Raw genomic sequence first — 26,352 nt, 5'->3', positions numbered from 1 at the left:
CGATTGCAATTGCGGACGGGCCCTCGATGGCTTATGTTGTCTATCACAACTTATATTGAGCCACCGCTTGAAGAGGAGCAGCCATGCCCACCCCCACCCGCGAAGACAAGTTCTCCTTCGGTCTCTGGACCGTCGGCTACAACGGCACCGATCCCTTCGGCGGCCCTACCCGTCCGGCACTCGATGTCGTGCACGCTGTCGAGAAGCTCGCTGAGCTCGGCGCCTACGGTCTGACCTTCCACGACGACGACCTCTTCGCCTTCGGCTCCACCGACGCCGAGCGTCAGACCCAGATCGACCGCCTCAAGGGCGCGCTGGCTGATACCGGGCTGATCGTGCCGATGGTCACCACGAACCTGTTCAGCGCCCCCGTCTTCAAGGACGGCGGCTTCACCTCGAACGACCGCGACGTGCGTCGTTACGCGCTGCGCAAGGTCTTCCGCCAGCTCGACCTCGGTGCCGAGCTGGGAGCAAAGACCTTCGTCATGTGGGGCGGCCGCGAGGGCGCAGAGTACGACTCGGCCAAGGACGTCCGCCAGGCACTCGAGCGCTACCGCGAGGCCGTCAACCTGCTCGGCGACTACGTCACCGACAAGGGTTACGACATCCGCTTCGCCATCGAGCCCAAGCCCAACGAGCCCCGCGGCGACATCCTGCTGCCCACGCTCGGCCACGCGATCGCCTTCATCGACTCGCTGGAGCGCTCCGAGCTGTTCGGCGTGAACCCCGAGGTCGGCCACGAGCAGATGGCGGGCCTGAACTTCACCGCTGGCATCGCGCAGGCGCTGTACCACGGCAAGCTCTTCCACATCGACCTCAACGGCCAGCGCGGCATCAAGTACGACCAGGACCTCGTGTTCGGTCACGGCGATCTGCACAACGCATTCTCGCTCGTCGACCTGCTCGAGAACGGTGGCCCTTCGACAGGCTCAGGAACCCAGCCCGTTCCCGCCTACGACGGCCCTCGCCACTTCGACTACAAGCCGTCGCGCACCGAGGACGAGACGGGTGTCTGGACCTCGGCCGCAGCGAACATGCACACCTACCTGCTCCTCAAGGAGCGTGCCGCTGCGTTCCGCGCCGACCCCGAGGTCCAGGAAGCACTGGCTGCTGCCAAGGTCGACGAGCTCGCACAGCCGACTCTGAACCCGGGCGAGAGCTACGACGACTTCCTCGCCGACCGCAGCGCCTACGAGGACTTCGACGCAGACGCCTACCTCGGCGGCAAGGGCTTCGGCTTCGTTCGCCTGCAGCAGCTCGCCACAGAGCACCTTCTCGGCGCGCGCTGATCATGCCGCTTGCTCTCGGGGTCGACAGCTCGACCCAGTCCTGCAAGGTCGTCGTGGTGGACACCGCGACCGGTGCCGTCGTGCGCACCGGTCGCGCCTCCCATCCTGACGGCACGTCAGTCGACCCCGAGGCGTGGTGGACGGCGCTGAACATCGCGCTCACGGAGGCCGGCGGACTCGATGACGTCTCCGCGTGGGCGATCGGCGGCCAGCAGCACGGAATGGTGGCGCTCGACGCCGAAGGCCGCGTCATCCGCGATGCACTCCTCTGGAACGACACTCGTTCTGCGGATGCCGCGAAAGAGCTCATCGCTGAGTTCGGCGCCGAGCAGCTCGCTGCTCGCACAGGGCTCGTCCCAGTGGCGTCGTTCACCATCACCAAGCTGCGCTGGCTGCGCGACAACGAGCCGGAGAGCGCATCTCGCGTCGCGGCCGTCGCGCTTCCGCACGACTGGCTCACCTGGCGGCTGCGCGGTTTCGGGCCGGAGAGCCCCGTGCTCGACGAGCTCGTCACCGACCGCTCGGATGCTTCAGGCACCGGATACTGGGATCCAGCCACCGGCGAGTACGACCGCGAACTGCTGATCGCCGCTCTCGGTCATGACGCGGCGCTCCCCCGCGTTCTCGGCCCCGACGAGTCAGTGCGCGATGCCTCTGATCGCCTGGTCGGAGCGGGCGCCGGAGACAACGCGGGCGCAGCCCTCGGACTCGGCGCAGCCCCCGGCGATGTCGTCGTCTCGATCGGCACGTCCGGAACGGTCTTCGCGGTCAGCGAGCGCGTTGTCACGGATCCGTCCGGTACGGTCGCCGGCTTCGCCGACGCGACCGGCAACTTCCTCCCCCTGGTGGCGACGCTCAATGCGGCGCGGGTGCTGGCTGTCACAGCATCCCTGCTGGGTGTCTCTCTCGACGACCTCAGCGCACTCGCGCTGGAGGCGGACGCTGGCGCCGGCGGGCTCACTCTCGTGCCGTATTTCGAGGGCGAGCGCACCCCGAACCTGCCGGATGCCACGGCGACGGTGTCTGGAATGACTCTGGCCTCCACGACCCGCCCCAACCTCGCCCGCGCGGCTGTGGAAGGCATGCTGAGCGGGCTCGGTGCAGGTCTTGACGCGCTTCGCGCTCTCGGCATCCCGCTTGAGCGCGCGCTCCTGATCGGCGGCGGAGCGCAGTCCGAAGCTGTGCGGCAGGTCGCCGCCCAGGTTCTCGGCCTTCCCATCGAGGTGCCGGAGCCCGCGGAGTACGTCGCTCTCGGCGCCGCCAAACAGGCCGGAGCGCTCGTCAGCTGAGCATCACCAGCGGTTGGCGACGTCCTCTGCCCACCCGAACAGTGAGCTGATCTCGATGCGTCTGCCATCGACGCGCACCCAGCCGTCAAAGGTTCCGAACACCTGATCGCCTCGCGTTCCGATCACCCCCAGATTGGTGCGCGAGGTGTGGTCGTACTCGGGCGTCAGTGTGACGTCGACGTCCGTTCCGGTGATGCGCCAAGGCTCCATGGGACGCTCGAGGTCGTACTCCCAGCGCAGCTGCTCCGAGATCTTCGTCGTCCGCCCATCGACGATCAGGGCGTTCTCGGTCATGCCGGTGCCCTCGGTCCATCTGGCACCGAACTGCAGCCCGACCAGGTGCCCGTCGGTGTGGCCGACCGCGGCAGCCCAGTTCCAGCGCACGTCGTGGTGCCAGCGCCCGCGCCCGTGGTCGAGCACGGCCCACGCATTCTCGAGCTCTGTGACGACCCCATCGATCTCGATGTGCCCGATCGCCGGACGCACGACGTCCTTCACCGTGTACTGGAAGCGCCTCCTGCTCCACGGCACGACGACCGCCATCGACTCGTGACTGGTCTCCCGTTCCGCGCTGATGCACACCGACAGCCCCGGTGCCTTCGCGGTGATCTTGGTGGCGCCTCGCACCTCGGTGATCTCGATCTCGAGATCACGCGTCTTCGCCGTCGCCGGTCCTTCACCCAGTGTTGGCGGCAGCGTCGCCGTCCACGGACCGCCGATCTTGCCTCGATCGGTCGTAACTCCAGTCCGCCGATCGCGCACCCAGAATCCGTGCACGGCGGCATAGTCGAGAGACGACACGGTGATCGAGATGATGTGGGTCGGGCTGACGATCGCCCAGTACTCCCAGCGCTTGTTGCGGCCGCGGTCGCGGATGCCGCGCGCGATTCCCGAGGTGTCATGCAGCGGCGTCCGGCTCCAGCCGACGGCATCCGGGTTGAGATCGCCGTTGGGCAAGCACAACGGGACGGGACTCGTGATCTCGCGCTCGGTCATCGTTCAGCACTCTCCTTGACTGATTCTTCGAACATCTCGCGGAACTGCGCGTTCAACGCGCGCACGATATCGGGGTCCGGCTTCACAGCGCTCCGATCAGCGGTGAGCAGGCCGTTCGACTCGTCCTCGACATCTGCCAGCTGGGTGTACACCGTCGCTGACAGCCCTTGGGCGATCGCGGGAAGCACCTCACGACGATGCAGCTTCTCATACGCTTCGGTGAGCGCTTCGCGCGTCTCGAAGCGCCGGTAGCCGAACTCCTTCTCGGGATAACTGTGCCCGGGCAGGCGCAGGCTGTATCCACCGTATTCGGAGACGACCAGCACCCTGCCATCGCGCCGCCACCAGCGCGCAGGACGGATCGGCTGGAAGTACACGTGCAGACTGCGCAGGTCTCCTGCGCCCTGGTCATGCCATCCGCTCGCATGATCGATCACCCGATCCGGGTCGCGCTGGCGCACCCGCTCAGCGACCTCCGCCGCATCGAACTGCCCCCAGCCCTCGTTGAAGGGAACCCAGGTCACAACCGCCGGCGAGTTGCGCAGCAGATCCACCGTGGCATCCAGCTCGTCGAGGAACTCTGCCCGGCCTTCGGCATCTGCTCTTCCGAACGCGCCGTAGCGGTGATCGGAGATCCCGACATGCGGTGAGATGGCGGGGGCCGAGACGACCCACCGCTTGTAGCGCTCACCGCCGTTTACCGCGTCCTGCCACACCAGGATGCCGAGCCGGTCACAGTGGTGGTACCAGCGCAGCGGCTCGATCTTGATGTGTTTGCGGATCATCGTGAATCCGAGATCCTTCATCGCGACGACGTCTGCTTCCAGTGCCGCATCGTCAGGCGGGGTGTAGAGACCGCGCTCCCAGTACCCCTGATCGAGCACGCCGATGTGCGGGTACGGGTCGCCGTTCAGATGCAGGCGCGGGATCCCGTTCGCATCCGGCTGCACACCGACACTTCGGACCCCTGCGTAACTGGTGACCCGGTCATCGCCGAGGGTCACTTCGATGTCGTAGAGATGGGGATCCTCCGGTGTCCACAGCCGTGGCTCGGCGATCTGCAGCTGGAGGGCTTCTCCTGGGGCCCCATGGGCGGTCGCGACGCGCTGTCCGGCCTGACTGATCATCACCGCAACCGGGGCGGCACTCGCCGCCTCGACGGTGATCTCGACGGATGCGGTCGCCGCTCCCGTCCGCGCATCGGGGGTCCGCAGGCGCAGCCCGGTGACGTGCTCGTCTGGAACGATCTCGAGCCAGACGGTCTGCCAGATTCCCGACTGCGCGGTGTACCAGATGCCCCCTCTGTCGAGTCGCTGCTTGCCGACCGAATGGTGCGATGTGTCACTGACGTCGCGTACTTCGACGATGAGCTCGTGCACGTCGCCGACGCCCAGAGCGCGTGTGATGTCGACGGTGAACGGCAGGTAGCCGCCGATGTGCGCGGCGACCTCGACTCCGTCGATGAGCACACGGCACGATTGATCGACCGCGCCGAAGTGCAGCAGGGTGCGATGCCCTCGCTTCGCTGCGACATCAAGCCTCCGGCGGTACCAGAACGACTCGTCCGGTTGCAGCTGTCGTCCGACGCCGGAGAGCGCGGCCTCGGGCGAGAAGGGCACAAGAATGCTGCCGTCCCAAGACTGGGGCGAGACTCCTGCGGCGGTGAACGCGCAGTCCCATCGTCCGTTGAGGATCATGAAGTTCTCGCGCCGCAACTGCGGCCTGGGATACTCGGGGAACGGCACAGCATCCGTCGTCATCGGCGTCGCTCCATCCGCGCACGGACGATGGCAAGCACCGGCACGAAGACGAGCACCGCCGCAGCGGCGAGGAACATCTCAGGACCTGGGACGGGCTTGGACACACCGAGGTCGACGTACGTCTGCCCAGCCCCGGAGATAACCCACGCACCGAGGAATGGTCCGACGATCATCGGGACCATGATCGCCGTGACCATGCGCAGTCCCTGCACCATCCCTGCGCGTCCGTCCGGCGTCTCGTCGCGCACCGTCGCCGAGATCGACGCGACCGCGAGCATCATGCCGCCAAGCGCGAGGGATGCCGCGACGATGACGAACACCATGTCTCGAGCGAAGAACATCAGCACGAGACCGACCGCGAACAGTGCTGCCGCGGGAAGCAGCACCCGCCGCTTGCCCACCCGGTCCATGACCCGACCTCCGAGCACACTGATCACGGCCGCAGCGATGAGCGATACGCCGAGCACGAGCGCGTAGGAGTCGACCTGCAGCCAGTACTGCAGGTAGATGATCACGTACGGCAAGAAGACCTGACTTGAGGTGCCGATGACCAGCCAGAGAACCAGCGAGAGGTACAGCGGCGCGTTCGCGCGAATCACCGCGGGGCGGAATCCCTCGATCAGCCGTGCGGCCACCGATGGACCGTGGGAGCCTGCCGGAAGGGCATCCCGCGGCACCTCTTTGACGAGGAACCAGGCGATGAATCCCGTGACCACGGTGGCAGCACCGACGACGGCGAAGAACAACCGCCACTCCCCCGCGCGTGTCAGAGGGTCCAGAAGACCGAACACCAGCAGCATGGCCATCAGCGGCATGATCGCCAGGACGCCGTCGACCCGCCCACGGGTGCGGACAGTCGTCGACTCGGTCACCCAGGCGCCGAAAGCGGCATCGTTCGCCCCAGAGCCGAACACGCTCATCACGCAGTCCAGGACGATCACGCCGACGACCGCTGCGAGCACATACGGCGCCGCGACGGCACCTGAATCCGGCGCCAGCAGCCCGAAGCCCGCGGTGCACAGGCCCCAGGCGATGTAGCCGATCGCGATGAAGACGCGGCGTCTGCGCAGCCGGTCTGACCACGCGCCGACGAAGATGGTCGCCGCGGTGGCCGCCACGGCGCTGAGGGCGACCATCGTGGCGATCGCCGCGGGGTCCGGCGTGATCGTCTCGTACACGAACACGTTGAGATACATGTTCTCGACGGTCCAGGCGAGCTGGCCGACCAGCCCGATCACGATCACCGTGAACCACAGTCGCGCGCCTGGGCGCTCCTCAAGGTCTGCGCGACTGCGCGGTGCAGAGTTCTGTTGTGCTGACGTCATCGTCGTTACCCCTTGCGGCCGGGTGCGGTGTGCGGCGGAGTGCAGTGCGTGTGCTCTTGCCACACTTTTCCACGTGGCAAAGCTCTAACACTCTAGTGCAGCAGCGCCCAGCGTGTGGCGAATGGGTAGGACTGCCCCGGCCGCGACAGTGGCGGACTCATAGGATGTGCGGCCACACTGGAGGCATGACTTTCGCAGCCCTTCAGCCACTCGCCGATCGCGCGTCCCTTTTCGCCGCTCTCCGCCAGGACGCGCTCACCAGTGCCGTCGACGCACTCGGCGAGCACCGCTGGGATGCCGACATGGCTGCCGGCACGCTGACGTTCAGCTCGATCACCAACCCCGCGCAGAACATCGTCACGCGGCCGCATCTGATCGCGACGATCGCGCCGGGGCCCCGCTCGCTGCTGTGGGCCTGGGCTCACCCTCAGGGCGACCCGCAGGGCATCGCCGCGCAGCTGCGCGATTACGGAGCACAGTACGATCTGGTCGAGCTGACCCAGTCCGAGCTCGCGTTCCCCGACGACGTCGGCGCTGATGCAGAAGCCTGGATCTCCGACACCGCGCACCAGATCGGTGCGATCGCCACCGAGATCACCGGGCGCTCCCCCTATTACTCCGCGCCGATCGGCGGTGGCACGCGAGCCGTGTTCCTGCTCGATGCGCCCCTCCCCGCCACGACTGTCGCGGATGCCGCCGCCAAGGCGCCTCGCATCCTCTCGGGCCTTGCCCTCAGCGATGCCCGCTCGTCTGTGTGGGATGCCGCGCGCCTCGCCGGCTGGAACCTGGAATGGACCGACGCCGAGTTCACCGGCGCGAAGGTCTCGGATGCTTCGGGCACAGCGACATTCCGATTCGATGAGCAGGCTCGGATCACCGGCATCGAGGGTAGTCTCGGCGCATGAAGAACTGGCTGATCCGCGCAGTTTCGCTGTACGTCTTCAATGTCGTCGTACTGTTCCTGATCGGCCTGATCATGCGCAGTGTCAGCGTCGGCTGGCACGCACTGTGGGCATCGATCATCCTCACGCTGGCGACTCTTGCGCTCAAGCCCACGCTGCTCAAGGCGTTCCGCGGCTCGGCAGCGAAATCGGCTGACTCGCGCTCGAAGCTGGCAGAGAAGCTCGTTCAGTACCTGCTCGTCTTCATCGTCGAGCTCATCGTCTGGGTGCTCACCGTGGTGCTCAGCGGCGTGAACGTGAACGGGTGGTTCTGGGGGTACGTGCTTCCCCCGCTCTATCTGCTGATCGCCTGGGTCATCTACGACCAGATCGACGACCGCATGGAGGCCAAGACCGGAGAGCTCATGGGTTCGGTCGCCTCGAAGGTCAAGGGCAGGGGTGCCGCGGCATCCGCCCCATCGTCTTCTGCGGGGCCGTCGCCCGCCCAGGCCGCAGGGCGCGCGGAACTGGACGACGGGCTCACGCCAGAGCAGCGCCGCATGCTCGACGAGCTCTAGGCGCTCTCGCCATCCCGCTCAGCGGGATGCTACGAGCCGCTCGGCTGCCTCGACGACGTTCGTCATCAGCAGCGCGACGGTCATCGGGCCCACGCCGCCGGGGTTCGGCGACACGAAGCCGGCGACCTCTGCGACATCGGGGTGCACGTCGCCGAACACGCGGCTCTTGCCGGTCTCGGGGTCATCCTCACGGGTGACGCCGACATCGAGCACCGCTGCGCCCGGCTTGACGTCTGAGGCCTTGATGAGGTGCTTGACTCCGGCGCCCGCGACGATCACGTCGGCCTGGCGCAGATACGGCGACATGTCAGGGGTACCGGTGTGCACCTGGGTGACGGTCGCGTTGATGTCGCGACGGGTCAGCAGCAGGCCCATCGGCCGGCCAATCGTGACACCTCGCCCGACGACGACGACGTGCTTGCCGCCCAGGTCGTAGCCATTGCGCTGCAGCAGTTCGATCACGCCGCGCGGGGTGCATGGCAGCGGCGTAGTGATCGGGTTGTTGACGTTCAGCACGAGGCGGCCGAGGTTCGTGGGGTGGAGGCCGTCCGCATCCTTCGCCGGATCGATGCGCTCGAGGATCGCGTCGGTGTCGAGGTGCTTCGGCAGCGGCAGCTGCACGATGTAACCGTGGCAGTCGGGGTCGGCGTTGAGCTCGTCGATCAGCGCCTCGACCTCTTGCTGCGCAGCATCCGCCGGCAGCTCGCGCTGGATCGAATTCATCCCGATCGCCTCGGACTGCCGGTGCTTCATCCCGACATACAGCTGTGATGCCGGGTCCGCACCGACGAGCACGGTGGCGATGCCGGGCACGATTCCCTGCGTGCGCAAGGCGGCGACCCGCGCTGTCAGCTCGCTCTTGATCTCCGCAGCTGCGGCTTTGCCGTCCAGTACCTGTGCGGTCATGTTGTCTTCCTCTCGAGCATCCCTCGAGAATTGCTCTGCCGCGCGAGAATCTGCGTGGCAGCAGAATCCTCGCGCGGCAAACCGATTCTCGCGGTGAATGTGGGCGGGGCGCGGCTTACTGCTGCAGGTCGGGGTACAGGGGGAACTGCACGGCGAGGGCGTCCACACGGGCCTTGAGAGCCTCGACGTCGGCGTCCGGGATCAGCGCCTCGGCGATGATGTCGGCGACCTCGGTGAACTCGGCATCGCCGAACCCGCGGGTGGCGAGCGCAGCTGTGCCGATGCGCAGCCCCGAGGTGACCATCGGCGGGCGAGGGTCGTTCGGAACAGCGTTGCGGTTGACGGTGATGTGGATGTCGTGCAGCAGGTCTTCGGCCTGCTTGCCGTCGATCGCGGCATCCCGAAGGTCGACGAGCACGAGGTGCACGTCGGTGCCGCCCGAGCGCACGGCGATTCCGGCGTCCTTGACGTCCTGCTGGGTGAGGCGGTCGGCGAGGATGCTGGCACCGGAGAGCGTGCGGACCTGACGGTCCTTGAACTCCGGCGTCGCTGCGAGCTTGAACGCCGTGGCCTTCGCAGCGATCACGTGCATGAGCGGTCCGCCCTGCTGACCGGGGAAGACAGCGGAGTTGATCTTCTTCGCGATCTCAGGGTCGTTCGAGAGGATGAAGCCCGAACGGGGGCCGCCGATCGTCTTGTGCACGGTCGATGAGACGACGTGTGCGTGCGGAACCGGGTTCGGGTGCAGACCTGCCGCGACGAGGCCGGCGAAGTGCGCCATGTCGACCCAGAGCAGAGCACCGACCTCATCGGCGATCGCCCGGAACGCAGCGAAGTCCAGCTGACGCGGGTATGCCGACCAGCCGGCGACGATGACCTTGGGCTTGTGCTCCATGGCGAGACGGCGGACCTCGTCCATGTCGACGAGCGACGTCTCTGGGTCGACGCCGTAGGCGACGATGTCGTAGAGACGGCCGGAGAAGTTGATCTTCATGCCGTGGGTCAGGTGTCCGCCGTGGTCGAGCGAGAGACCCAGGAGCGTATCGCCGGGGCGGGCGATCGCGTGCATGACGGCGGCGTTCGCCGTGGCACCGGAGTGCGGCTGAACGTTCGCGAACTCGGCGCCGAACAGGCTCTTCACGCGCTCGATCGCGAGGGATTCTGCGACGTCGACCTCTTCGCAGCCGCCGTAGTAGCGACGACCGGGGTAGCCCTCGGCGTACTTGTTCGTGAGCACCGAGCCCTGCGACTGAAGCACGGAGACGGGCACGAAGTTCTCGGATGCGATCATCTCGAGGAAGGTGCGCTGACGCTTCAGCTCGCGGTCGAGGACCTCGGCGATCTCGGGGTCGACCTCGGAGAGCGGGGCGTTGAAGTACGGATCGGTCATGTCGTCCTCTTTCGTTGCGGAATGAATGTCATCGGGGAATGGATGTCATCGGCCCAGGCGCGCGGTCGAATTTCCGTAACGGTCGCTCCCCGGTGGTAGCCCACCCAGACGCCAGTCGCGACCGTTCGAGCATACCGGAATCACTGGCGCCCGAACAGCGCTCGCACTTCGACGTTGCGGCCTGCACGGAGTACCTTTTGTTCATGACCCTTCCACTTGTTCCCGCTCCCTCCATCCTCGTCGAGCGCACCGGCGCACTCGCCCTCGCTTCGAGTGCGCGCATCGTCGTCGAGGACGGCGCTCCCGGGGCCAGCACGCACCGAGAGCAGGTGGATGCCGCAGCATCCGTCCTGGCGGATGTGATCGCCGAGCGCGTTGGGCGCCGTCCGGAGATCGTGGACGGCGCCGCGGAACCGGGCGATCTCGTTCTCCGGCACGATCCCGACCACGGCGCGGAGGGCTACACCGTGCGCGTCGGCGAGGTCGTGCGCATTGAGGGCGCGGCCGCCGGTCTCTTCTACGGCATCCAGACCGTTCGTCAGCTGCTCATGCGCGATGGCGCCGAATGGACGCTGCCGCGCGTCGACATCGATGACGCCCCGCGTTTCGAGTACCGGGGGGTGATGCTCGACGTCGCGCGCACGTTCTTCGACGTCGACACGGTGAAGGCGTTCATCGAGCGGGCGGCATCCCTCAAATTCAACCGTCTGCACCTTCACCTCACCGACGACCAGGGATGGCGGCTGCAGATCGAGAGTCGTCCGCTGCTCACCGAGAAGGGGGCGACGACGGCAGTGTTCGGGCGTCCGGGAGGGTTCTACACGAAGGCCGATTTCCAGGAGATCGTGCGTCACGCGAGCGCGCACCACATGCTCGTCGTACCGGAGATCGACGTGCCGGGTCACACGCACGCGATCGGCCTCGCGTATCCCGGCATCGTCGAGGAGCCGGTCATGAACGATGCGCTCATCGCGCAGGCAGAATCACTCAACCAGCCGCTGCCGATCAGCGGCGAGCCGTACCTGGGCTGGGGCGTCGGACACTCCTCGGTGAAGATCCACGACGAGAGCACGTGGGAGTTCCTGCGGGATGTCCTCTCCGAACTCGCCGACCTCACTCCCGGACCGTATCTTCATGTCGGCGGCGACGAAGCACTCGGCACCCCACCCGCGGACTTCGACGCCTTCATGGAGCGGGTCACCGCCCTGGTCGCAGAATTGGGCAAGACACCCGTCACGTGGCACGAGGCGGGCTCCGCGCAGGTAGCCGAGGGGACGATCGGCCAGTACTGGGGAAGCGTCACACCATCCGCGGCGCACGCCGATGAGGCGCGACGCTTCGCAGAGCGCGGGGGCCGGGTGATCATGTCACCGTCTGACACCGCATACCTCGACCAGAAGTACGACGCCGATTTTGCGCTGGGTCTCGACTGGGCAGCACTCATCGATCTGAAGACCGCCTACGAATGGGAGCCCACGGCGATCGTCGACGATCTCCCCGCCGAAGCCGTCATCGGAGTGGAGGGTCCGCTGTGGAGCGAGACGATCGCGACGCTCGCCGACATCGATCAGCTCTTCTTCCCCCGTGCCGCCGCGCTCGCAGAGACGGCCTGGTCGGCTACCGACCGCCGCGAGTGGTCGTCGTTCCAGGAGCGGGTGGGCGGACTCGGCGCCGTGTGGGATGCCGCAGAATGGGGAGGCCACCGCCCCGCCGAGGTCAATTGGAGCAGCCGATGAGCACCACCGTGATCCATTCCGCCCGTCTGATCACCAACGGGACCGAGACTGAGAACGCCTGGGTGCGCTTCGAGAACGGTCTGGTCGTCGAAGTCGGCACCGAGTCTGATTGGCCCGATGCCGACACGATCCTCGACGCCACGACGATCGCCGGCCCGGATGCCGTGCTCGCGCCGGGCTTCGTCGACATCCACGGGCATGGCGGCGCCGGAGCATCCTATGACGACGGCGCGGAGGCGATCCGCGCCGCACGCGCGATGCACAGGCATCACGGCACGACACGTGCGGTGATCTCGCTCGTCACGGCCTCTATTGACGATCTCATCGGCCAGGTCGGTGCGATCGCAGACCTGATGCAGACGGATGCCGATGTTCTCGGTTCGCACCTCGAAGGACCGTTCCTCGATGTCGCGCACCACGGCGCGCATGAGCCGTCTCTGCTTCGCGCTCCACTGGCGGAGGACGTGCAGCGGCTGCTCGACGCGGGGCGTGGCACGGTGCGCCAGGTCACGCTCGCCCCGGAACTGCCCGGCGGTATCGAGGCGATCCGACTGATCGTCGCGGCCGGCGCTGCGGCCGCGGTCGGCCACACGAGCGCAGATGCCGCTCAGACTGGTGCCGCGTTCGATGCAGGAGCGACGATCCTCACTCACGCGTTCAACGCGATGCCCGGCATCCATCACCGCGCGCCCGGTCCTGTGCTCACCGCCGCGGCAGACCACCGCGTCGTGCTCGAGGCGATCGCGGACAACGTGCATCTGGACCCGAAGGTCATCAAGCTGCTGTTCGACTCAGCTCCTGGCCGGGTGGCGCTTGTCACCGATGCCATGGCGGCCGCCGGCAGCGCCGATGGCAGTTACGACCTCGGTGCAGTGCGGGTGACGGTAAAGGACGGCATTGCGCGCACGGATGCCACCGGATCCATTGCGGGATCGACTCTCACTCAAGACATCGCACTCCAGCGCGCGGTGCAGGCAGGAGTGCCTCTGGTCGACGCTGTCCGTGCACTCACGCAGACGCCAGCGGCAGCGATCGGTCTGGGCGCGCGTCTGGGACAGCTCGCACCCGGATTCGTCGGCGATGCCGTGGTGCTGGACGCAGCGCTGCAGGTGAAGCACGTGCAGACGGGCGCGGCAGTGCGCTGAGCACACGCGCGATGAGAGGTGGAGGGGCCGCCCTCCCCAGCGGCGGACCCCGGCTCCCTCCGGGCCGAGAGCGGGAGGCCCAGGATCTCCTCCCCCGAGGGTCCTGAGCCTGCCCGACCGGTGCGTTTACCCCTTGCATCGGAGCCGAACTCCGCCCCCCGGTGGAGTTCTTGTGGCTGTCTCTCACCTAGGAGACGAGCGTCATGCCGATTCATTACGCGAGATCGAAAAGATTTTTTGAGAATTGTCTCCGAGTTATCCCCAGGGCTGGCCAGGCTGGGAATTTCGCGAGAGAATAGCTCGGGCGCGTGATGAATGAGCGATTCACGCGTCTCTTCTTGTGGAGGCCAACGACACGCCCCACAACCAACGGATGACAGTGCATAACGACGAAACCTCTGAGACCGAACCGGCAGCTGATGCTGACCTGATCCTGCGCACCCGCTCAGGAGACGGTGAAGCGTTCGGTGAGCTCTGGCGCCGCCACTACCCGTCGGGCGTCGCGGTCGCCCGCTCAGTCACGTCGAGCATCGATCCTGATGACCTGGTCCAGGAGTCGTACGCACGCATCTATCAGGCGATCCTGAAGGGCGGCGGCCCGAACGGTTCGTTCCGCGCCTACCTGTTCACGAGCATCCGCAATACTGCCGCCGCGTGGGGACGCGCGCGTCGCGAGACCGCGATGGACGAGCTCGAGACCGTTCCCGACCCTGACAGCACTGAACAGGCCACCAACGACGCGCTCGACCGCGGACTGACAGCGCAAGCGTTCCGCAGCCTGCCCACGCGCTGGCAAGAGGTGCTCTGGTACTCCGAAATCGAGCAGATGAAGCCTGCCGAGATCGGCCCCCTGCTGGGTATGAAGGCCGGTGCCGTGTCCCAGCTCGCCTTCCGCGCCCGCGAGGGGTTGCGCGAGGCATGGGTGCAGGCGCACCTTCGCAGCACAGCTTCCGATTCGGAATGCCACTGGACGATAGAGCATCTCGGAGCTTACTCACGCGGCAACGTCAGCACACGAGACCGCGCACGCGTCGACGCGCACCTCGGTAGCTGCGCACGCTGCCTCATCGTCGCCGGCGAGGCCGATGAGGTCTCCAGCCGACTCGCGCTGGTTCTGCTGCCCTTGGTCCTGGGTATCGCCGGAGCCAGCGGTTACGCAGCCATGCTGCAGACCGGCGGTGTTCCTGTCGTCGCCATCGCCGCAATGCCTTCCAGCGTGGTCGCTGGCGGCGTCGTCGTCACCGGTGCGACACCGGCCGGTGTGGAGGCTGCGGCGAGCACCGCTGGCAGCAGCTCAGCGGGCAGCGGTGCGAGTGGCGGAGCCATCACGGGCATCGGTGCACTCGTCGGCGCGGGATCGGCGGCGCTGGTCGTCGCCGGCGTAGTCGCAGCCGCGGCGATCGTCCCCGGTCTTCTCGTTGCCAGTCCCGTGACGTCACTGCCCAGCGCTGGTGATGCAGACAGCTCATCCATCTCTTCGGATGTCGCGCCCGATGGCAGCATCGAGTCGAAGGACACCCTCGTTCTCGACGTTCCGGAGAAGAAGACGCCGAAGGATGCTCCCGACCTGCAGCCGCCCGTCGCGCCGCCCGTCGCCGAGGCACCGGTGAAAGAGGCCTCTGCGCCTGTCGACGACGAGCAGTCCGGCGACCGTGAGGGTAACGACGGCATAGAGACGACGGAGCCGACCGACCCCGGCGACGGTGGGGAGACCGATCCGACGGACCCCACGGACCCGACCGACCCGACCGACCCCACGGACCCGACCGACCCCACCGACCCCACGGACCCGACCGATCCGACGGACCCTCCCGTGGATCCTACGGAGCCTCCTGTCGACCCGACGGACCCCGCCGAACCAGCCGGTCCCACCGCTCCTGTGACGATCGTCGGCACATCGGTCTCGATCGACAGCGCAGGAAAGACCCATCTCAACATCACCGTGAACGGGGTTCCCGGCACCACCGTGCAGGCGCTCATCAACGGCAGTTCGAACGGTGCGGGGCAGATCGTTCTCGATGCGGACGGCGCTGGCGTGCTGGACCTGCGTCCTACCTTCATCCAGATCGTGCGCAATGCGAGCGTCACCATCCAGTACTTCACTGACGATGGTGCGGAGTATCCGCTCATGAGCACACTCTGGTCCCTTGGCGCCAACCGCAATTCAGCAGCCTCTGCCGAACAGCCCACCGACGTCGAACCTCTCGCGCAGGCGCCGCAGAGCGCCGTCGAGACTCCCTCAGCGGCGATGCCAGCAGACGAGGTCGCCATCGAAGAGACCATGGTTCCTGAGCAGCCCGCTGCCGACGAGTCCACCGATGCCGTTGAGACCGCTCCCGCGGCGGAAGTCCCCTCCGACGAACCTGCCATCGAGGAGCCCGAACCGGCGCCGACTGAGGAATCGATCCCGGCCGAATAGACTGGGATCATGCCCGAAGCAGTAGACGCCGTCCCCGATCCCACCCGGCCCAGGATCAGTCCACTCGAGATCATTCGGACCGTCGTCCTGATCGTCGCGCTGGCGTCGCTTGCGATCTGGGGCTTCTCGATGTGGGGCTTCCCGTGGAGCCTCGTCCTCGGTCTCGGCACACCCGCCGTCGTGCTGCTGGTCTGGGCGCTCTTCCTCTCTCCTCGCGCCGTACTGCAGCTGCATCCGTTCATCCGCGCGGCTGTCGAACTGCTGATCTACGCAGGCGTCACGCTGGCGTGGTGGTCGATGGGACAGGCGTGGGCTGGCATCGCCTTCGCGGTCGTCGCCGTGGCAACCGGTGTCGTCACGGGTAGGAGAAACCTGCGTTGACCGCCCTCGCGGCCCTGAGGGAAGCACTCGGCGACATTGTCGACGTCGCCGAAGATTCTCTGGAGGCCGCGCGCTCTGACCGGTCGGGACATCGCTCCCCTGGCAGACCGCTCGCAATCGTGCACGCGGAGAACATCACCCACGTGCAGCAGACGATGCGTCTTGCTACCGAGCATCGCACTCCGGTCGTTGTTCGCGGCGCCGGAACTGGGCTCGCAGGGGCTGCGAATGCCGGCCCCGGCGAGATCGTGCTGTCGACCGTACGGATGAATCGGGTGCTCGAGATTCGCCCAGATGATCTGATCGCGGTCGTCGAGCCCGGCATCCTCAATTCGGATCTGGGCGCCCTGCTCGCCGAAAGCGGACTGTGGTGGCCACCTGACCCCGCCAGCCGCGACATCTCCACCGTCGGAGGCAATATCGCCACCGGCGCCGGCGGCCTGTTGTGTGCGAAATATGGCGTGGTCCGCGATTGCGTGCTCGCCATCGATCTCGTGCTCGCCGACGGGCGCCTCCTGCACCTGGGGCACCGGAGCGTGAAAGGCGTCACCGGTCTCGACTTGACGTCGCTCGTCATCGGCTCGGAGGGCACCCTCGGTGTCGTCGTCGGCGCCACTCTCAAACTTCGCCGCGTCGTCGAGGGCGAGACGTGCACGCTCACCGCACTGTTCTCGAGTGTGCGCGCAGCGGCAATGGGGTCGGCCGCGGTCACGGCATCCGGTGTCCAGCCGGCGATCATGGAGCTCATCGACGCGACCAGCCTCGCCGCAGTGCACGCGTACCTGTCGCTGTCCGCTCCCCCGCCCGCGACGTCACAGCTGACCATCCAGACCGATGGGCCCACTGCCCGCTCCGATGCCGATCGCATCGCAGAGGTCCTGCGCACGGCAGGCGGAGAGGTCGCGCTCACCTATGACCGCACCGAGGGCGAGCGGCGGCTCACGATCCGCCGCTCGATGCATGGCGCCTTCGCGAGTCTCGGCACGACCCTGATCGAAGACGTCTCGGTGCCGCGCAGCGCCCTGCCGGCGATGTACGACGAGATCGCCCGCATCGAAAAGCAGTATGGGCTGATCATCCCCTCGGTCGCCCATGCCGGCGACGGAAACCTGCACCCGAACTTCATCTTCGAAGGCGAAGAGGTCCCCGACGTCGTGTGGGCCGCCGCAGATGATCTGTTCCGTTCCGCGATCCGGTTGGGCGGCACCCTCACCGGCGAGCACGGCATCGGGATACTGAAGAGCCGGTGGCTCTCCGAAGAACTCGGCGAGGATCAGTGGGGGATCCAGCGACAGATCAAACGCGTGTTCGATCCCCTCGGCATCCTGAATCCCGGAAAGGTGTTCGATCATGCCTGATATCCACGTCAGCGCGGCGGTGATCCACGATCAGACCCGACGCGTGCTCGTCGTGCGCAAGCAGGGCACGACCGCGTTCATGCAGCCGGGAGGGAAGCCGGAGGCCGGCGAGAGCCCGGCCCAGACGCTCGCCCGCGAACTCGATGAAGAGCTCGGGCTGATCGTTGCCGAGACCGAACTGGAGCCCTTGGGCAGATTCACGTCCGCCGCCGCGAATGAACCGGGTCACCGCGTCATCGCCGACGCGTTCGCGCTCACGATCGACGCGGATGCGGTCAGCGTGCAGGCCGAGCTCGCCGAGCTGCGATGGATCACCCCGGCAGACATCGGCACGCTCGAGCTCGCGCCGCTGAGCCTCGAGCACCTGCTGCCGATCGCCTGGCCCGCGCTCGCGCGGGACCAGGACGCGCCCTCCCGGCGTTAGAGCCCCTGCCACTCCGGCTTGTTGTCGAAGGCGTAACGGTAGTAGTCGGCGAGCTTCAGCTGGGAGGCTGCGGCTTCATCGACGACGACCGTCACGTGTTCGTGCAGCTGAATGGCCGACCCCGGCAGCAGCGCGCTGACTGGCCCCTCGACGGCACCGGCGACGGCCCGTGCCTTCCCTTCGCCGAACGCGAGGAGCACGAGATGCCGCGCGCGCTGGATCGTGCCGAGGCCCTGAGTGATGCAGTGCATCGGCACATCGTCGATCGAGTCGAAGAAGCGGGCGTTGTCCTTGCGGGTCTGCTCGGTGAGGGTCTTCACGCGCGTGCGCGAAGCGAAGGATGAGCCGGGCTCGTTGAATCCGATGTGACCATCGGTGCCGATTCCGAGAATCTGCAGGTCGACGCCGCCAGCAGCCTCGATCGCGGCCTCGTAGTCAGCACCGGCATGCTGGACGCTCTCCAGAGCACCGTTCGGAGTGTGGATGCGCTCGGGGTTCAGACCCAGCGGTTCCACGACCTCGCGGGTGATCACAGACCGGTAGCTCTCGGGGTGAGCGGGGTCGATGCCGACGTACTCATCGAGAGCGAATCCGCGCACCTGCGACACATCTGTTCCCGCGAGACGTCCGTGCAGCGCCTCGTACACCGGGAGCGGAGTCGATCCGGTGGCAAGGCCCAATACGGCATCCGGACGCCGCGCGATCAATCGCACGATCTCATCCGCGACCAGCGCTCCCGCAGCAGCGGGGTTCTCGACGATGACGACTTCAGCCATGAATAGCAATCTCCTGTTCGGGGGCGAGCGCTCCGACCAGCGCGGCGCCGAGGGCGGCCGCCGGAGAACCGGAGGGAAGCAATTCGATTCTCTCATCGAGATGCAGCGACCGCAGGAACGGCGACCCTGCCGCATCGGCGATGAGAGAGTTTCGGATGAGGACGCCGAGGCGCTCACCGAGGGCGGTGATTCCGCCGCCGATGACGACCGTCTCGACGTCACAACTGAGCACGAGCACCCGCACGGCGGCCGCTGCGCCGCGCGCGAGGTCGGTGCGAAGCATCAGCGCTTCGGTGTCGCCTGCGTCGGCCGCGTCGAAGATGTCGCGCACAGGGAGGGCACCGGGTCGTCCCCAGGCGCGGGCGACCGAGCCTCCGCCGCAGAGCGTCTCGATGCAGCCGCGCTGACCGCAGGTGCACACTCGTCCGGTCGGATCGACGGAGATGTGGCCCACTTCACCCGCCGTGCCTCTGGCGCCTCTCCAGAGGCGACCGTCTGCGACGATTCCGGCGGCCACTCCCGTGCCGAGGTTGAGGTACGCCATCGAGGGAGCAGCCTGCGATCCGCGCAGGGATGCTGCGCCGAGAGCGGCGGCCTTCACATCATTCTCCACGGCGACAGGAACACCGAGCCTGGCGCCGGCGAGCGTGGCCAGATCAAGCGACTCCACACCGAGATTGACCGCGTGCAGCACCCGACCATGTGCTGCGTCGACGAGGCCAGGGATGCCGACGCCGACGCTGCGCACATCCGCAAGATCGAAGCCCGCTTCTGCCTGCAACTCGCGGACGCTGTCCACGACATCTGCGACGACAGCATCCGCTCCGTGCCCTGTCGGGCGACGAACGCGGCCGATGATGTCGCCCGCATCCGAGACGGCGACGGCATCTGTCTTCGTCCCGCCGATGTCAAGACCGATGCGAACGGCAACGACGCGGGAAAGGTCTGCCAGTGGCACTACGAGACTCCCAACTGACCGGAGAGCACCATGACAGCAGTACCGCGAAGCACGATGTCGTCCTGGCGGGTGAGCCGGATCACGACGTCGTCGAAGACACCTTCGAGCGTGCGGGCGCGCAGCGTTTCGGTGGCCGCCTCGATGAGCGGCCCGTCGAGCAGATCGGATGGTCCGGAGAGCACCACTTCAGAGAGGTCGAGCGCTGTGACGATGGGAGCGATAGCGATCGCCATGCGCGCTCCCGCATCGCGCAGGATCACGTCGCGGGCATCGGGGTGTGCTGCAACTTCGTCGCGCAGTCGCGTGACGCTGAGCCAGGCCTCCAGGCATCCGTCTCGTCCGCAGACGCAGTGCGGCCCCCCGTCGGTGCCGACGATGACGTGCCCGATCTCACCGGCGGCGAAACGGCTTCCCATCAGCGGTTGACTGCCGGAGATGAGACCTGCGCCGACGCCGAATCCGATCTTAATCAGGATGAAGTCGGACCGAGCGTCCCCGAACGTGTATTCGGCGAGCACCGCGGCGTTCGCGTCATTGCGCACGAGCACAGGCAGATCGAGGTCAGCTCCGAGTCGGGCCTCGAGAGGGAAGTCCCTCCAGCCGAGGTTGGGAGCGTTCAGGACGACCCCGTCCGGGCGCACGACGCCAGGGGTGCCGACGCCCACGCCCAGCAGCGACGCGGTGGCCGCAGACACGAGTGCGCGACTGAGGCTGAGAACCGCGTCATAAGCTGCGCCTCCGTCGGACTGCGCGGGCCGTGCGACCTCACGGCGCACCAGCACGTCGCCGTCGAGGCTGAGAACCGCGCCGCGGAACACTTCGGTGTCCGAGAGATCGAGCCCGATGATCTGGTGCCCGAGGCGATCGATGTCGATGAGGATAGGCGGCTTTCCGGGGCCGCTCGTCTCGCGGATGCCGAGTTCGATGACGATCCCGTCTGTGATGAATTCGGCGACGAGATCGGAGATGGTCACGCGGGTCAGCCCGGTCTCGCGCGAGAGATCGGCGCGACTCATCGACCCCGCGTGGTACAGCGTCTGCAGCACCAGCGCCCTGTTGTGCCCGCGGGCATGTTCGGGGAGCACCTTGGCGCGGGAACGCAGAGAGCGCGCCGGCCCGAAGGCATGCGGCTGCGCGCTGACGTACTGGACAGGGGTCGAATCCCGCGGCTCACCCGTTTCGGACATGTTTGTTAGTTCACCTTACGAACAGGGGTCTGCGCAAGTCGGAGTTCTTTCACGAGCTCCGTCACGATCTGCTCGCGGTCGGCGATGCTGATCGGCTTCCCGGGGATGCCGGGCCGACGCTGGTCGGGTGTCGGCCCGTCGAGCTGACGATACTGCACGCCGGCGGCGGCCAGTCGGCTCTGCTGCACCGGGAGACGGCGGAGGAAGCCTTCGATGTCGCCCGGTGCGCCCCCGGCCCAGAGTCGTTCCGCGATGGCGCTCAGACGCGGGAACATTGCGAAGTCCACGCGGTCACGGGTCGTCAGGTGCTCGGTCCAGGTGTTCGCCTGCCCACCGATGACGCCGTCCGGCAGGCTCAGACCGTACGCCCGCTCGAGCGAGAGCGGAGGACCGACCGGCACCGGCTCATCATCGGATGCGGATTGGCGATAGTCGAGATAGGTGTGCAGGTCGGGGCATCCGATGACCGGGATGCCGCGGCGCAGCGCCTCCGCCATGGCCACGGGGCCGCGCCAGGCGAGAATCGTCACACCATCGGGGACGTCGCCTTCGAGCACCTCATCCCACGCGATAGCCGTGCGCCCGCGGGCGCGGACATGCTCGACGAAGTGCCGGGTGAACCACGGCTGCACGTCGTGCGGTGCAGCAAGGCCGATCTCCTGCATCCGCTCGGCCGCCGCGGGACTCTGCGCCCATTCGTCGACCGGAACCTCGTCACCGCCGATCCCGATCCAGGGCGAGTCGAAGACGTCGCACAGCGCATCGATCGCCGCACGACCGAATGCCAATGCGTCTGGCGTCGGCGCCAGGACGCGGGGGTTGACTCCGAATCGCTCCCAGGGCGCCGTGGCCGCCTCGCCGACGTCGACGTTGCCGAGATCGGGATAGGCCGCAAGCGCAGCCTGCACGTGACCCGGCAGTTCGACCTCCGGCACGATCGTGACGAAGCGAGCTGCCGCATACTCGACGAGCTCTCGAAGCTCCGTCGTCGTGTAGAACCCTTCGTGCACACCGGCAACAACGCTCGCACGGGGCCCGTGACCGCGCTGAGTGGCGTCGCGGCGCGCACCGATCTCGGTGAGCCGGGGGAATCCGGGCACCTCGAAGCGCCAGCCCTGGTCATCGGTGAGGTGAAGGTGCAGCACATTCAGGTGGTGGGCGGCGAGCAGGTCGACCAGTCGGCGGATGTCGGCCGCCGGCCGGAAGTGCCGTGCGACGTCGAGCATCGCGCCGCGCCAGCGGTGAGCGGGGGCGCCCGCCCACGTGCCAGCGGGGATGCGAGAGCCGATCGCCGCGTCGGGAGCGCACAACTGACGCAGAGTCATCGCTGCCCGGAAGACGGCTACCGGTGCAGCCCCGGCGAGCACGATCTGGTCGCCATCGGCCTCGATCCGGAACGATTCATCCCTTTCGAGACTGTCATCGATTCGCAGCACGATCCGCGGAGCATCCGGATTCGTCGCATCGCTCAGTCCGAGACTCTCGCGCAGAATCGCGCCGACGCCGCCGAGCGACTCCGGCGCGATGACGGCTGCATCGCGATGCAACACGAACGACGCGCGGTGCGGGTCGATCTCGGCCTCGATCAGCGGCATGGTCGCCCGGTGAGGCGGCGGCGGCATCCGAAGTGCGCGACCGGGTGCGGCACCCGTGACATCGCCATTCGCGACGACGGGGGCGCCCGCGATGAGCACCTCGATGATTCCGACCGGTCGTGCTCTCGGATCGTCGAAGGTCGCGCCGGCGGCGATGGTATCAGGATCGAACAGCACGAGGTCGGCCGCGGCTCTCTCTCGGATCACACCACGCGGTGCGTCCGCGCGATCGAGCCCCAGTCTGCGCGCCGGTGTGGCCGAGAGATGCTGCACAGCCTCTTCCAGACTGAGGACGCCGAGCTCTCGCACATAGCGCCCCAGGTAGTGCGGGAACGCTCCGAATCCGCGAGGGTGCGGCTTCGCGCCGATCAGGATCCCGTCGCTGCCCCCGGTGTGATGCGGATGCCGCATGATCTCGCGGACGTTCTGCTCGTCACCGATGTGCATGAGGATGCCGGTGGCCCCGGCATCCTCCACGATCGTGTCGAGCACGACATCGATGGGGCGTCGGACTTGGTCAGCAGCGATCTGGGCGATGGTGCATCCGACCAGCCCGGAGAGGGCGGGATTCGCGGTGCCGGAGATCTCGATCTGCAACCAGTCCGCCCGTTCTCCGTGGAAGCCGTCGCAGCCGACTTCTTCGAGTTCGACGCGCACCTGCTCACGACCAGCGGCATCCAGCGCTCGGATGGCGGCGATGAGGTCTCCGCCGCCCGCGAGCCTGCTCGGCAGGAGGGCGGCGAGCGTCGTCGCGCCCGGCAGATACGGGTAGGTGTCGAGAGTGACGTCGACGCCGTCAGCGATGGCCGCATCGACCAGCGCGAGCAGGTCGGCGGCACGACCGCGATTGGGCGCAAAGTTCATCGTGGCGTGAGTGAGGTGGATGGGGCAGCCTGTGCGGCGACCGATATCGAGCGCCTCGCGGTAAGCGTCAAGGGCTCCCCCGCCATAGCTGCGGGTATGCGGGGCCCAGTATCCACCTCGCTCGGCCACGACGCGGCACAGGGCCTCGAGCTCAGCGGTGGAGGCGTACATTCCCGGCGTGTACGTGAGTCCGCTCGACATTCCGAATGCGCCGGCGTCGAGCGCTGCGCCCAGCAGCGCGCACATCCGGCCGATCTCCGCCTCGGTCGCGGCCCGGTTCTCATGACCGACGGTCATCATCCGGAGGTTCCCCTGGGGAACCAGCACGGCGACGTTCGCCGCCGTTGCCGCGTCTATCGCGGTGAGGAAGTCGTCCATCGTGCGCCATGGCGCATCGCACGGGCCGTTCCATCCGGCGATCTGCGCGGGAATTACCGACGCCGCCGCGTCATCGAGCGGAGCATATCCGAGGCCGTCCTGGCCCACGACCTCGGTGGTGACGCCTTGGCGCAGCTTCACCTCGTGCGCGGCGCCGGTGAGCACGGCAAGATCGCTGTGCGCGTGCATGTCGATGAAGCCGGGGGCGAGGACGAGACCGCTCGCCTCGACTTCGACCGCACCGGCCGGCAACTCGAGAGTTCGCTCGTCGCCTGTGCGGATGACGGCGACGATCCGCTCTCCCTCGACAGCGACATCTGCCGTGTACCGCGGAGCACCGCTGCCGTCGATGACTGTGGCGCGGCGGTAGATCCGCACGCGTCCCGCGGCAGCCTGTTCCGCGCTCAGAAGCATGTCGCCACCGCACCGATGATGTTCGGGTCATCCGCATCCGGATCGTCGATCACCGGCACGACCCGCCATTTGTCGAAGGCCGTGCACGGGTGCGACAGCCCGAGACGCACCACGGTGCCGACCGGAACCTGCCCCCCTGGGGCGAACTGCAAGAACGCATGCTGATCGTTCAGCGCGGTGATCTCACCCTGCACAGACTGGGGGACGGGAAGGTCGATGTCGAACGGCACGTCTCGGCGGCCGGCATCCAGAAGCGCGAGTCCCGGCTCCGGCTGTGAGACCACTCGTGCCCACGCATGCATCGCCGAACGCAGCCGCGCTGTACCGGTGAGCGGCCCGAACGGGGACATCCGCTCGTAGAAACCGTCGTCGTGGATCTGGAAGGCCCCCGATCGCAGCACGATCTCGACGTCGTCGCCTTCTGATGCGAGCACTGTCGCCGCCCGATCCGGGAACGAGCTGCCTCCGGCCGTGAGGATCGGACGGATGCCGGTCAGGTACGACAGTCGATGGTGCAGCTCGAGGATGGTGCCGAGGAAGGCATCGACCGCCTGCACCGACTCCGCACTTCGGTCGGGACCGAACGGCCCCTCGTAACCGCCGACGCCGGCGAGCCGGAGCCCCGCGGCATCGGTGATCGCCTGAGCGACCCTCTCGCCCTCGTCGATCGTCCGTGCACCGGTGCGCCCGCCGGCGCCGCCGAGTTCGACGAGCACATCGAGCGGATACCGAGGATCGATGCCCGCGCTCGCGAGAATCGTGATCGTGTCCACCGAATCCGCCCAGCAGATGATCCGCAGATCAGGATCGGCGGCGAGCGCCCGGCCCAGTTCGGCCGCGGCCGCGGCATCCGTCACGGAATTCGCGATGAGCACTCGGCGAACACCCGCCTCGATCGCGATCGAGGCCTGCCATGGGGTGGCCACGCTGATCCCCCATGCACCGGCGTCGAGAAGACGCTGCCAGAGGGCCGGCGCCATCGTCGTCTTGCCGTGCGGGGCGAGGACGACTCCCTGCTCCGCAGCCCAGTCGAAGACCGTGGTCTCGTTGTGCGCGAGGGCTGTCTCATTCACGGTCATCACCGGGGTGCGGAACTCGGACAGCCGTAGTCCCGCATCGGCGATGTCAGAGAGCCGCAGTCCGTGCGCTCGAGTGGGGAACGCCTTGGCCCATCGCCCGACGACCGGATCCGGAATTAGTAGAGGCATCTAACAATGCTACTAGGGTAAAAAGCATGACCATGAAGACCCGAATCATCACTGACGCCGCACCGGCTCCCGCGCACACCTTCTCACAGGGAGTGCGCAAAGGACCCTTCATCCAGGTCTCCGGTCAGGGCCCCGTCGACCCGACGACGAACGAATACCTCTACCCCGGCGACGTCGCCGCCCAGACCACACGCACCCTCGAGAACGTCAAGGCGATCATCGAGGCATCCGGTGCGAGCTTCGACGACGTCGTGATGCTGCGGGTCTACCTCACCGAGCGATCGGACTTCGCCGCCATGAACGACGCCTATGGCGCCTTCGTGACCGCGCACACCCCCAGCGGCGTGCTTCCCTCGCGCACCACCGTGTTCACCGGCCTTCCCCGCGAGGAGATGCTCGTCGAGATTGACGGAATCGCGATTGTCGAGAGCTGAGCTTTCCCCCATGGGTGCTCCTCCCCATCGGCGGCGACCCTTCTGATGTGTTTGACTTGGTCACCGACCGGAGAAACGCACCACTCTTCGTGGTGCCGTCATTGAGGAAATCACATATGAACCGTCGTATCGCAGCATTCGCCATCGCCACCGTCGCCGTCCTCGGCCTCACCGCATGTTCGGGAGGCGCATCCGAGGACACCTCGAATGATTCGGCCGACTCGGCTGACAGCTCGGCGCCCGCAGAAGAGACCAACACCGACCAGTCCGTCGAAGAGGCTTGTGGCATCGTGCTGCCCAAGCTCCAGGAGGCGAGCACCGCCGCCGGTGAGATCGACACGACCGGGGCGACCGACCCGCAGACCACTGTCGACCAGTTCGACACCGTCGTCGCCGCCTTCGGCGACGCAGCAGACAGCGTCTCCAACGAAGAGGTCAAGGCTGCGACCACCGCGGTCTACGAAGACTTCGGAGCGCTGAGCGAGGTGCTCTCCAAAGTTCTCGTCGACCAGGACATGTCGGCAGCATCCGACCTCAGCACCATCACCACCGACATGACGGACTCGGCCACCGCACTGCAGGAACTCTGCAGCTGATCGGCGGAACCTCGAAGCGGACCAAGGCCATCAGACCCAGGGGTGGACCCGCCTGGAGCACCGCT

22 protein-coding genes and 1 riboswitch are annotated in these 26,352 nt (G+C 67.1%); of the genes, 12 read left to right on the top strand and 10 right to left on the bottom strand.

The features are described from left to right. Positions 1-83 precede the first annotated feature (83 nt). The gene (gene xylA, locus ACTU6V_RS06905) at positions 84-1,289 is read left to right on the top strand and encodes a xylose isomerase (RefSeq protein WP_443467308.1); all 1,206 of its coding nucleotides are present in this window, start codon (positions 84-86) and stop codon (positions 1,287-1,289) included. 2 nt (positions 1,290-1,291) lie between these two features. Then, positions 1,292-2,578 carry a xylulokinase gene (gene xylB, locus ACTU6V_RS06900; RefSeq protein ID WP_443475294.1) on the top strand — a complete coding sequence of 429 codons (1,287 nt, stop codon included), beginning with the start codon at positions 1,292-1,294 and terminating at the stop codon, positions 2,576-2,578. Between the two features lie 3 nt (positions 2,579-2,581). Here xylB and ACTU6V_RS06895 read toward each other — a convergent pair whose 3' ends face one another. From ACTU6V_RS06895 to ACTU6V_RS06885, 3 genes are read right to left on the bottom strand one after another with little or no spacing between them, the layout of a single operon-like run. Then, positions 2,582-3,574, bottom strand: coding sequence for a DUF2804 domain-containing protein (locus ACTU6V_RS06895; RefSeq protein ID WP_443467310.1), 993 nt, complete (start codon positions 3,572-3,574; stop codon positions 2,582-2,584). Then, on the bottom strand, positions 3,571-5,334 hold the full coding sequence (locus tag ACTU6V_RS06890; RefSeq protein WP_443467311.1) for a glycoside hydrolase family 2 protein: 1,764 nt from the start codon (positions 5,332-5,334) through the stop codon (positions 3,571-3,573). Before ACTU6V_RS06890 ends, ACTU6V_RS06895 begins: the two co-directional genes overlap by 4 nt. Beyond that, the gene (locus ACTU6V_RS06885; protein ID WP_443467312.1) at positions 5,331-6,659 is read right to left on the bottom strand and encodes an MFS transporter; all 1,329 of its coding nucleotides are present in this window, start codon (positions 6,657-6,659) and stop codon (positions 5,331-5,333) included. The genes ACTU6V_RS06890 and ACTU6V_RS06885 overlap by 4 nt, the downstream gene beginning before the upstream one ends. A gap of 185 nt (positions 6,660-6,844) precedes the next feature. Here ACTU6V_RS06885 and ACTU6V_RS06880 point away from each other — a divergent pair, with 185 nt between their 5' ends. Both ACTU6V_RS06880 and ACTU6V_RS06875 read left to right on the top strand, forming a co-directional pair. Next, the gene (locus ACTU6V_RS06880; RefSeq protein ID WP_443467313.1) at positions 6,845-7,564 is read left to right on the top strand and encodes a DUF6882 domain-containing protein; all 720 of its coding nucleotides are present in this window, start codon (positions 6,845-6,847) and stop codon (positions 7,562-7,564) included. Next, positions 7,561-8,118: a hypothetical protein gene (locus ACTU6V_RS06875; RefSeq protein ID WP_443467314.1), complete on the top strand. Its 558-nt coding sequence runs from the start codon at positions 7,561-7,563 to the stop codon at positions 8,116-8,118. Before ACTU6V_RS06880 ends, ACTU6V_RS06875 begins: the two co-directional genes overlap by 4 nt. Before the next feature lie 18 nt (positions 8,119-8,136). On the opposite strand, the gene ACTU6V_RS06870 is transcribed toward ACTU6V_RS06875, so the two are convergent. Both ACTU6V_RS06870 and glyA read right to left on the bottom strand, forming a co-directional pair. Beyond that, complete coding sequence (locus ACTU6V_RS06870; RefSeq protein ID WP_443467315.1) at positions 8,137-9,024, bottom strand: bifunctional methylenetetrahydrofolate dehydrogenase/methenyltetrahydrofolate cyclohydrolase; 888 nt, start codon at positions 9,022-9,024, stop codon at positions 8,137-8,139. 115 nt (positions 9,025-9,139) lie between these two features. After that, entirely contained in the window at positions 9,140-10,414 is a 1,275-nt protein-coding gene (gene glyA, locus ACTU6V_RS06865) for a serine hydroxymethyltransferase (protein WP_443467316.1), read from the bottom strand. A 44-nt stretch (positions 10,415-10,458) separates the two neighbouring features. Further along, positions 10,459-10,543: riboswitch (ZMP/ZTP riboswitch) on the bottom strand. A 74-nt stretch (positions 10,544-10,617) separates the two neighbouring features. On the opposite strand from glyA, the gene ACTU6V_RS06860 reads away from it, so the two are divergent. The 6 genes from ACTU6V_RS06860 (at position 10,618) to ACTU6V_RS06835 (ending at position 17,877) form a co-directional block, all read left to right on the top strand. Continuing rightward, complete coding sequence (locus tag ACTU6V_RS06860) at positions 10,618-12,150, top strand: beta-N-acetylhexosaminidase (RefSeq protein WP_443475293.1); 1,533 nt, start codon at positions 10,618-10,620, stop codon at positions 12,148-12,150. Next, a complete protein-coding gene (gene nagA, locus ACTU6V_RS06855) occupies positions 12,147-13,295 on the top strand; it encodes an N-acetylglucosamine-6-phosphate deacetylase (RefSeq protein WP_443475292.1) in 1,149 nt (382 codons plus the stop codon). The genes ACTU6V_RS06860 and nagA overlap by 4 nt, the downstream gene beginning before the upstream one ends. Positions 13,296-13,668: 373 nt before the next feature. Beyond that, positions 13,669-15,714 carry a sigma-70 family RNA polymerase sigma factor gene (locus ACTU6V_RS06850; RefSeq protein WP_443475291.1) on the top strand — a complete coding sequence of 682 codons (2,046 nt, stop codon included), beginning with the start codon at positions 13,669-13,671 and terminating at the stop codon, positions 15,712-15,714. A gap of 9 nt (positions 15,715-15,723) precedes the next feature. After that, positions 15,724-16,095, top strand: a complete 372-nt coding sequence (locus ACTU6V_RS06845; RefSeq protein ID WP_443467320.1) for a YrdB family protein — start codon at positions 15,724-15,726, stop codon at positions 16,093-16,095. Beyond that, the gene (locus tag ACTU6V_RS06840; protein ID WP_443475290.1) at positions 16,092-17,453 is read left to right on the top strand and encodes an FAD-binding oxidoreductase; all 1,362 of its coding nucleotides are present in this window, start codon (positions 16,092-16,094) and stop codon (positions 17,451-17,453) included. Before ACTU6V_RS06845 ends, ACTU6V_RS06840 begins: the two co-directional genes overlap by 4 nt. Then, positions 17,446-17,877 carry an NUDIX hydrolase gene (locus tag ACTU6V_RS06835; RefSeq protein WP_443467322.1) on the top strand — a complete coding sequence of 144 codons (432 nt, stop codon included), beginning with the start codon at positions 17,446-17,448 and terminating at the stop codon, positions 17,875-17,877. The genes ACTU6V_RS06840 and ACTU6V_RS06835 overlap by 8 nt, the downstream gene beginning before the upstream one ends. Here ACTU6V_RS06835 and ACTU6V_RS06830 read toward each other — a convergent pair. The 5 genes from ACTU6V_RS06830 to ACTU6V_RS06810 are packed head-to-tail and all read right to left on the bottom strand — an operon-like array spanning position 17,874 to position 25,257. After that, entirely contained in the window at positions 17,874-18,653 is a 780-nt protein-coding gene (locus ACTU6V_RS06830) for a glucosamine-6-phosphate deaminase (RefSeq protein WP_443467323.1), read from the bottom strand. The two genes, ACTU6V_RS06835 and ACTU6V_RS06830, sit on opposite strands and share 4 nt — an antisense overlap. Continuing rightward, the gene (locus ACTU6V_RS06825; protein WP_443467324.1) at positions 18,646-19,611 is read right to left on the bottom strand and encodes an ROK family protein; all 966 of its coding nucleotides are present in this window, start codon (positions 19,609-19,611) and stop codon (positions 18,646-18,648) included. Before ACTU6V_RS06825 ends, ACTU6V_RS06830 begins: the two co-directional genes overlap by 8 nt. Then, a complete protein-coding gene (locus tag ACTU6V_RS06820) occupies positions 19,611-20,798 on the bottom strand; it encodes an ROK family transcriptional regulator (protein WP_443467325.1) in 1,188 nt (395 codons plus the stop codon). The genes ACTU6V_RS06825 and ACTU6V_RS06820 overlap by 1 nt, the downstream gene beginning before the upstream one ends. A 5-nt stretch (positions 20,799-20,803) precedes the next feature. Continuing rightward, positions 20,804-24,049 carry a family 20 glycosylhydrolase gene (locus ACTU6V_RS06815; protein WP_443467326.1) on the bottom strand — a complete coding sequence of 1,082 codons (3,246 nt, stop codon included), beginning with the start codon at positions 24,047-24,049 and terminating at the stop codon, positions 20,804-20,806. Continuing rightward, a complete protein-coding gene (locus tag ACTU6V_RS06810; protein ID WP_443467327.1) occupies positions 24,040-25,257 on the bottom strand; it encodes a type III PLP-dependent enzyme domain-containing protein in 1,218 nt (405 codons plus the stop codon). The genes ACTU6V_RS06815 and ACTU6V_RS06810 overlap by 10 nt, the downstream gene beginning before the upstream one ends. A gap of 26 nt (positions 25,258-25,283) precedes the next feature. Here ACTU6V_RS06810 and ACTU6V_RS06805 point away from each other — a divergent pair, with 26 nt between their 5' ends. Both ACTU6V_RS06805 and ACTU6V_RS06800 read left to right on the top strand, forming a co-directional pair. Beyond that, positions 25,284-25,691: a RidA family protein gene (locus ACTU6V_RS06805; RefSeq protein WP_443475289.1), complete on the top strand. Its 408-nt coding sequence runs from the start codon at positions 25,284-25,286 to the stop codon at positions 25,689-25,691. 116 nt (positions 25,692-25,807) lie between these two features. Beyond that, positions 25,808-26,287, top strand: a complete 480-nt coding sequence (locus ACTU6V_RS06800) for a hypothetical protein (protein ID WP_443467329.1) — start codon at positions 25,808-25,810, stop codon at positions 26,285-26,287. The last annotated feature ends 65 nt before the right edge of the window (positions 26,288-26,352 follow it).

Source organism: Microbacterium zouquanmingi (assembly GCF_052266675.1).
In the GTDB taxonomy this organism is placed as follows: Bacteria; Actinomycetota; Actinomycetes; order Actinomycetales; family Microbacteriaceae; genus Microbacterium.
Note: the sequence above shows the minus strand (reverse complement) of the source record. Positions and strands in the feature narration are given on the sequence as shown.

Excerpts from the sequence above, each read along its gene's own strand:
- glyA (WP_443467316.1), bottom strand. The coding sequence starts at position 10,414 with ATGACCGATCCGTACTTCAACGCCCCGCTCTCCGAGGTCGACCCCGAG.
- xylA (WP_443467308.1), top strand. The coding sequence starts at position 84 with ATGCCCACCCCCACCCGCGAAGACAAGTTCTCCTTCGGTCTCTGGACC.
- ACTU6V_RS06895 (WP_443467310.1), bottom strand. The coding sequence starts at position 3,574 with ATGACCGAGCGCGAGATCACGAGTCCCGTCCCGTTGTGCTTGCCCAAC.
- ACTU6V_RS06860 (WP_443475293.1), top strand. The coding sequence starts at position 10,618 with ATGACCCTTCCACTTGTTCCCGCTCCCTCCATCCTCGTCGAGCGCACC.
- ACTU6V_RS06880 (WP_443467313.1), top strand. The coding sequence starts at position 6,845 with ATGACTTTCGCAGCCCTTCAGCCACTCGCCGATCGCGCGTCCCTTTTC.
- ACTU6V_RS06830 (WP_443467323.1), bottom strand. The coding sequence starts at position 18,653 with ATGGCTGAAGTCGTCATCGTCGAGAACCCCGCTGCTGCGGGAGCGCTG.
- ACTU6V_RS06820 (WP_443467325.1), bottom strand. The coding sequence starts at position 20,798 with ATGTCCGAAACGGGTGAGCCGCGGGATTCGACCCCTGTCCAGTACGTC.
- ACTU6V_RS06885 (WP_443467312.1), bottom strand. The coding sequence starts at position 6,659 with ATGACGTCAGCACAACAGAACTCTGCACCGCGCAGTCGCGCAGACCTT.
- ACTU6V_RS06835 (WP_443467322.1), top strand. The coding sequence starts at position 17,446 with ATGCCTGATATCCACGTCAGCGCGGCGGTGATCCACGATCAGACCCGA.
- xylB (WP_443475294.1), top strand. The coding sequence starts at position 1,292 with ATGCCGCTTGCTCTCGGGGTCGACAGCTCGACCCAGTCCTGCAAGGTC.
- ACTU6V_RS06870 (WP_443467315.1), bottom strand. The coding sequence starts at position 9,024 with ATGACCGCACAGGTACTGGACGGCAAAGCCGCAGCTGCGGAGATCAAG.
- ACTU6V_RS06875 (WP_443467314.1), top strand. The coding sequence starts at position 7,561 with ATGAAGAACTGGCTGATCCGCGCAGTTTCGCTGTACGTCTTCAATGTC.
- ACTU6V_RS06890 (WP_443467311.1), bottom strand. The coding sequence starts at position 5,334 with ATGACGACGGATGCTGTGCCGTTCCCCGAGTATCCCAGGCCGCAGTTG.
- ACTU6V_RS06810 (WP_443467327.1), bottom strand. The coding sequence starts at position 25,257 with ATGCCTCTACTAATTCCGGATCCGGTCGTCGGGCGATGGGCCAAGGCG.
- ACTU6V_RS06805 (WP_443475289.1), top strand. The coding sequence starts at position 25,284 with ATGACCATGAAGACCCGAATCATCACTGACGCCGCACCGGCTCCCGCG.
- ACTU6V_RS06845 (WP_443467320.1), top strand. The coding sequence starts at position 15,724 with ATGCCCGAAGCAGTAGACGCCGTCCCCGATCCCACCCGGCCCAGGATC.
- ACTU6V_RS06850 (WP_443475291.1), top strand. The coding sequence starts at position 13,669 with ATGACAGTGCATAACGACGAAACCTCTGAGACCGAACCGGCAGCTGAT.
- ACTU6V_RS06815 (WP_443467326.1), bottom strand. The coding sequence starts at position 24,049 with ATGCTTCTGAGCGCGGAACAGGCTGCCGCGGGACGCGTGCGGATCTAC.
- ACTU6V_RS06800 (WP_443467329.1), top strand. The coding sequence starts at position 25,808 with ATGAACCGTCGTATCGCAGCATTCGCCATCGCCACCGTCGCCGTCCTC.
- nagA (WP_443475292.1), top strand. The coding sequence starts at position 12,147 with ATGAGCACCACCGTGATCCATTCCGCCCGTCTGATCACCAACGGGACC.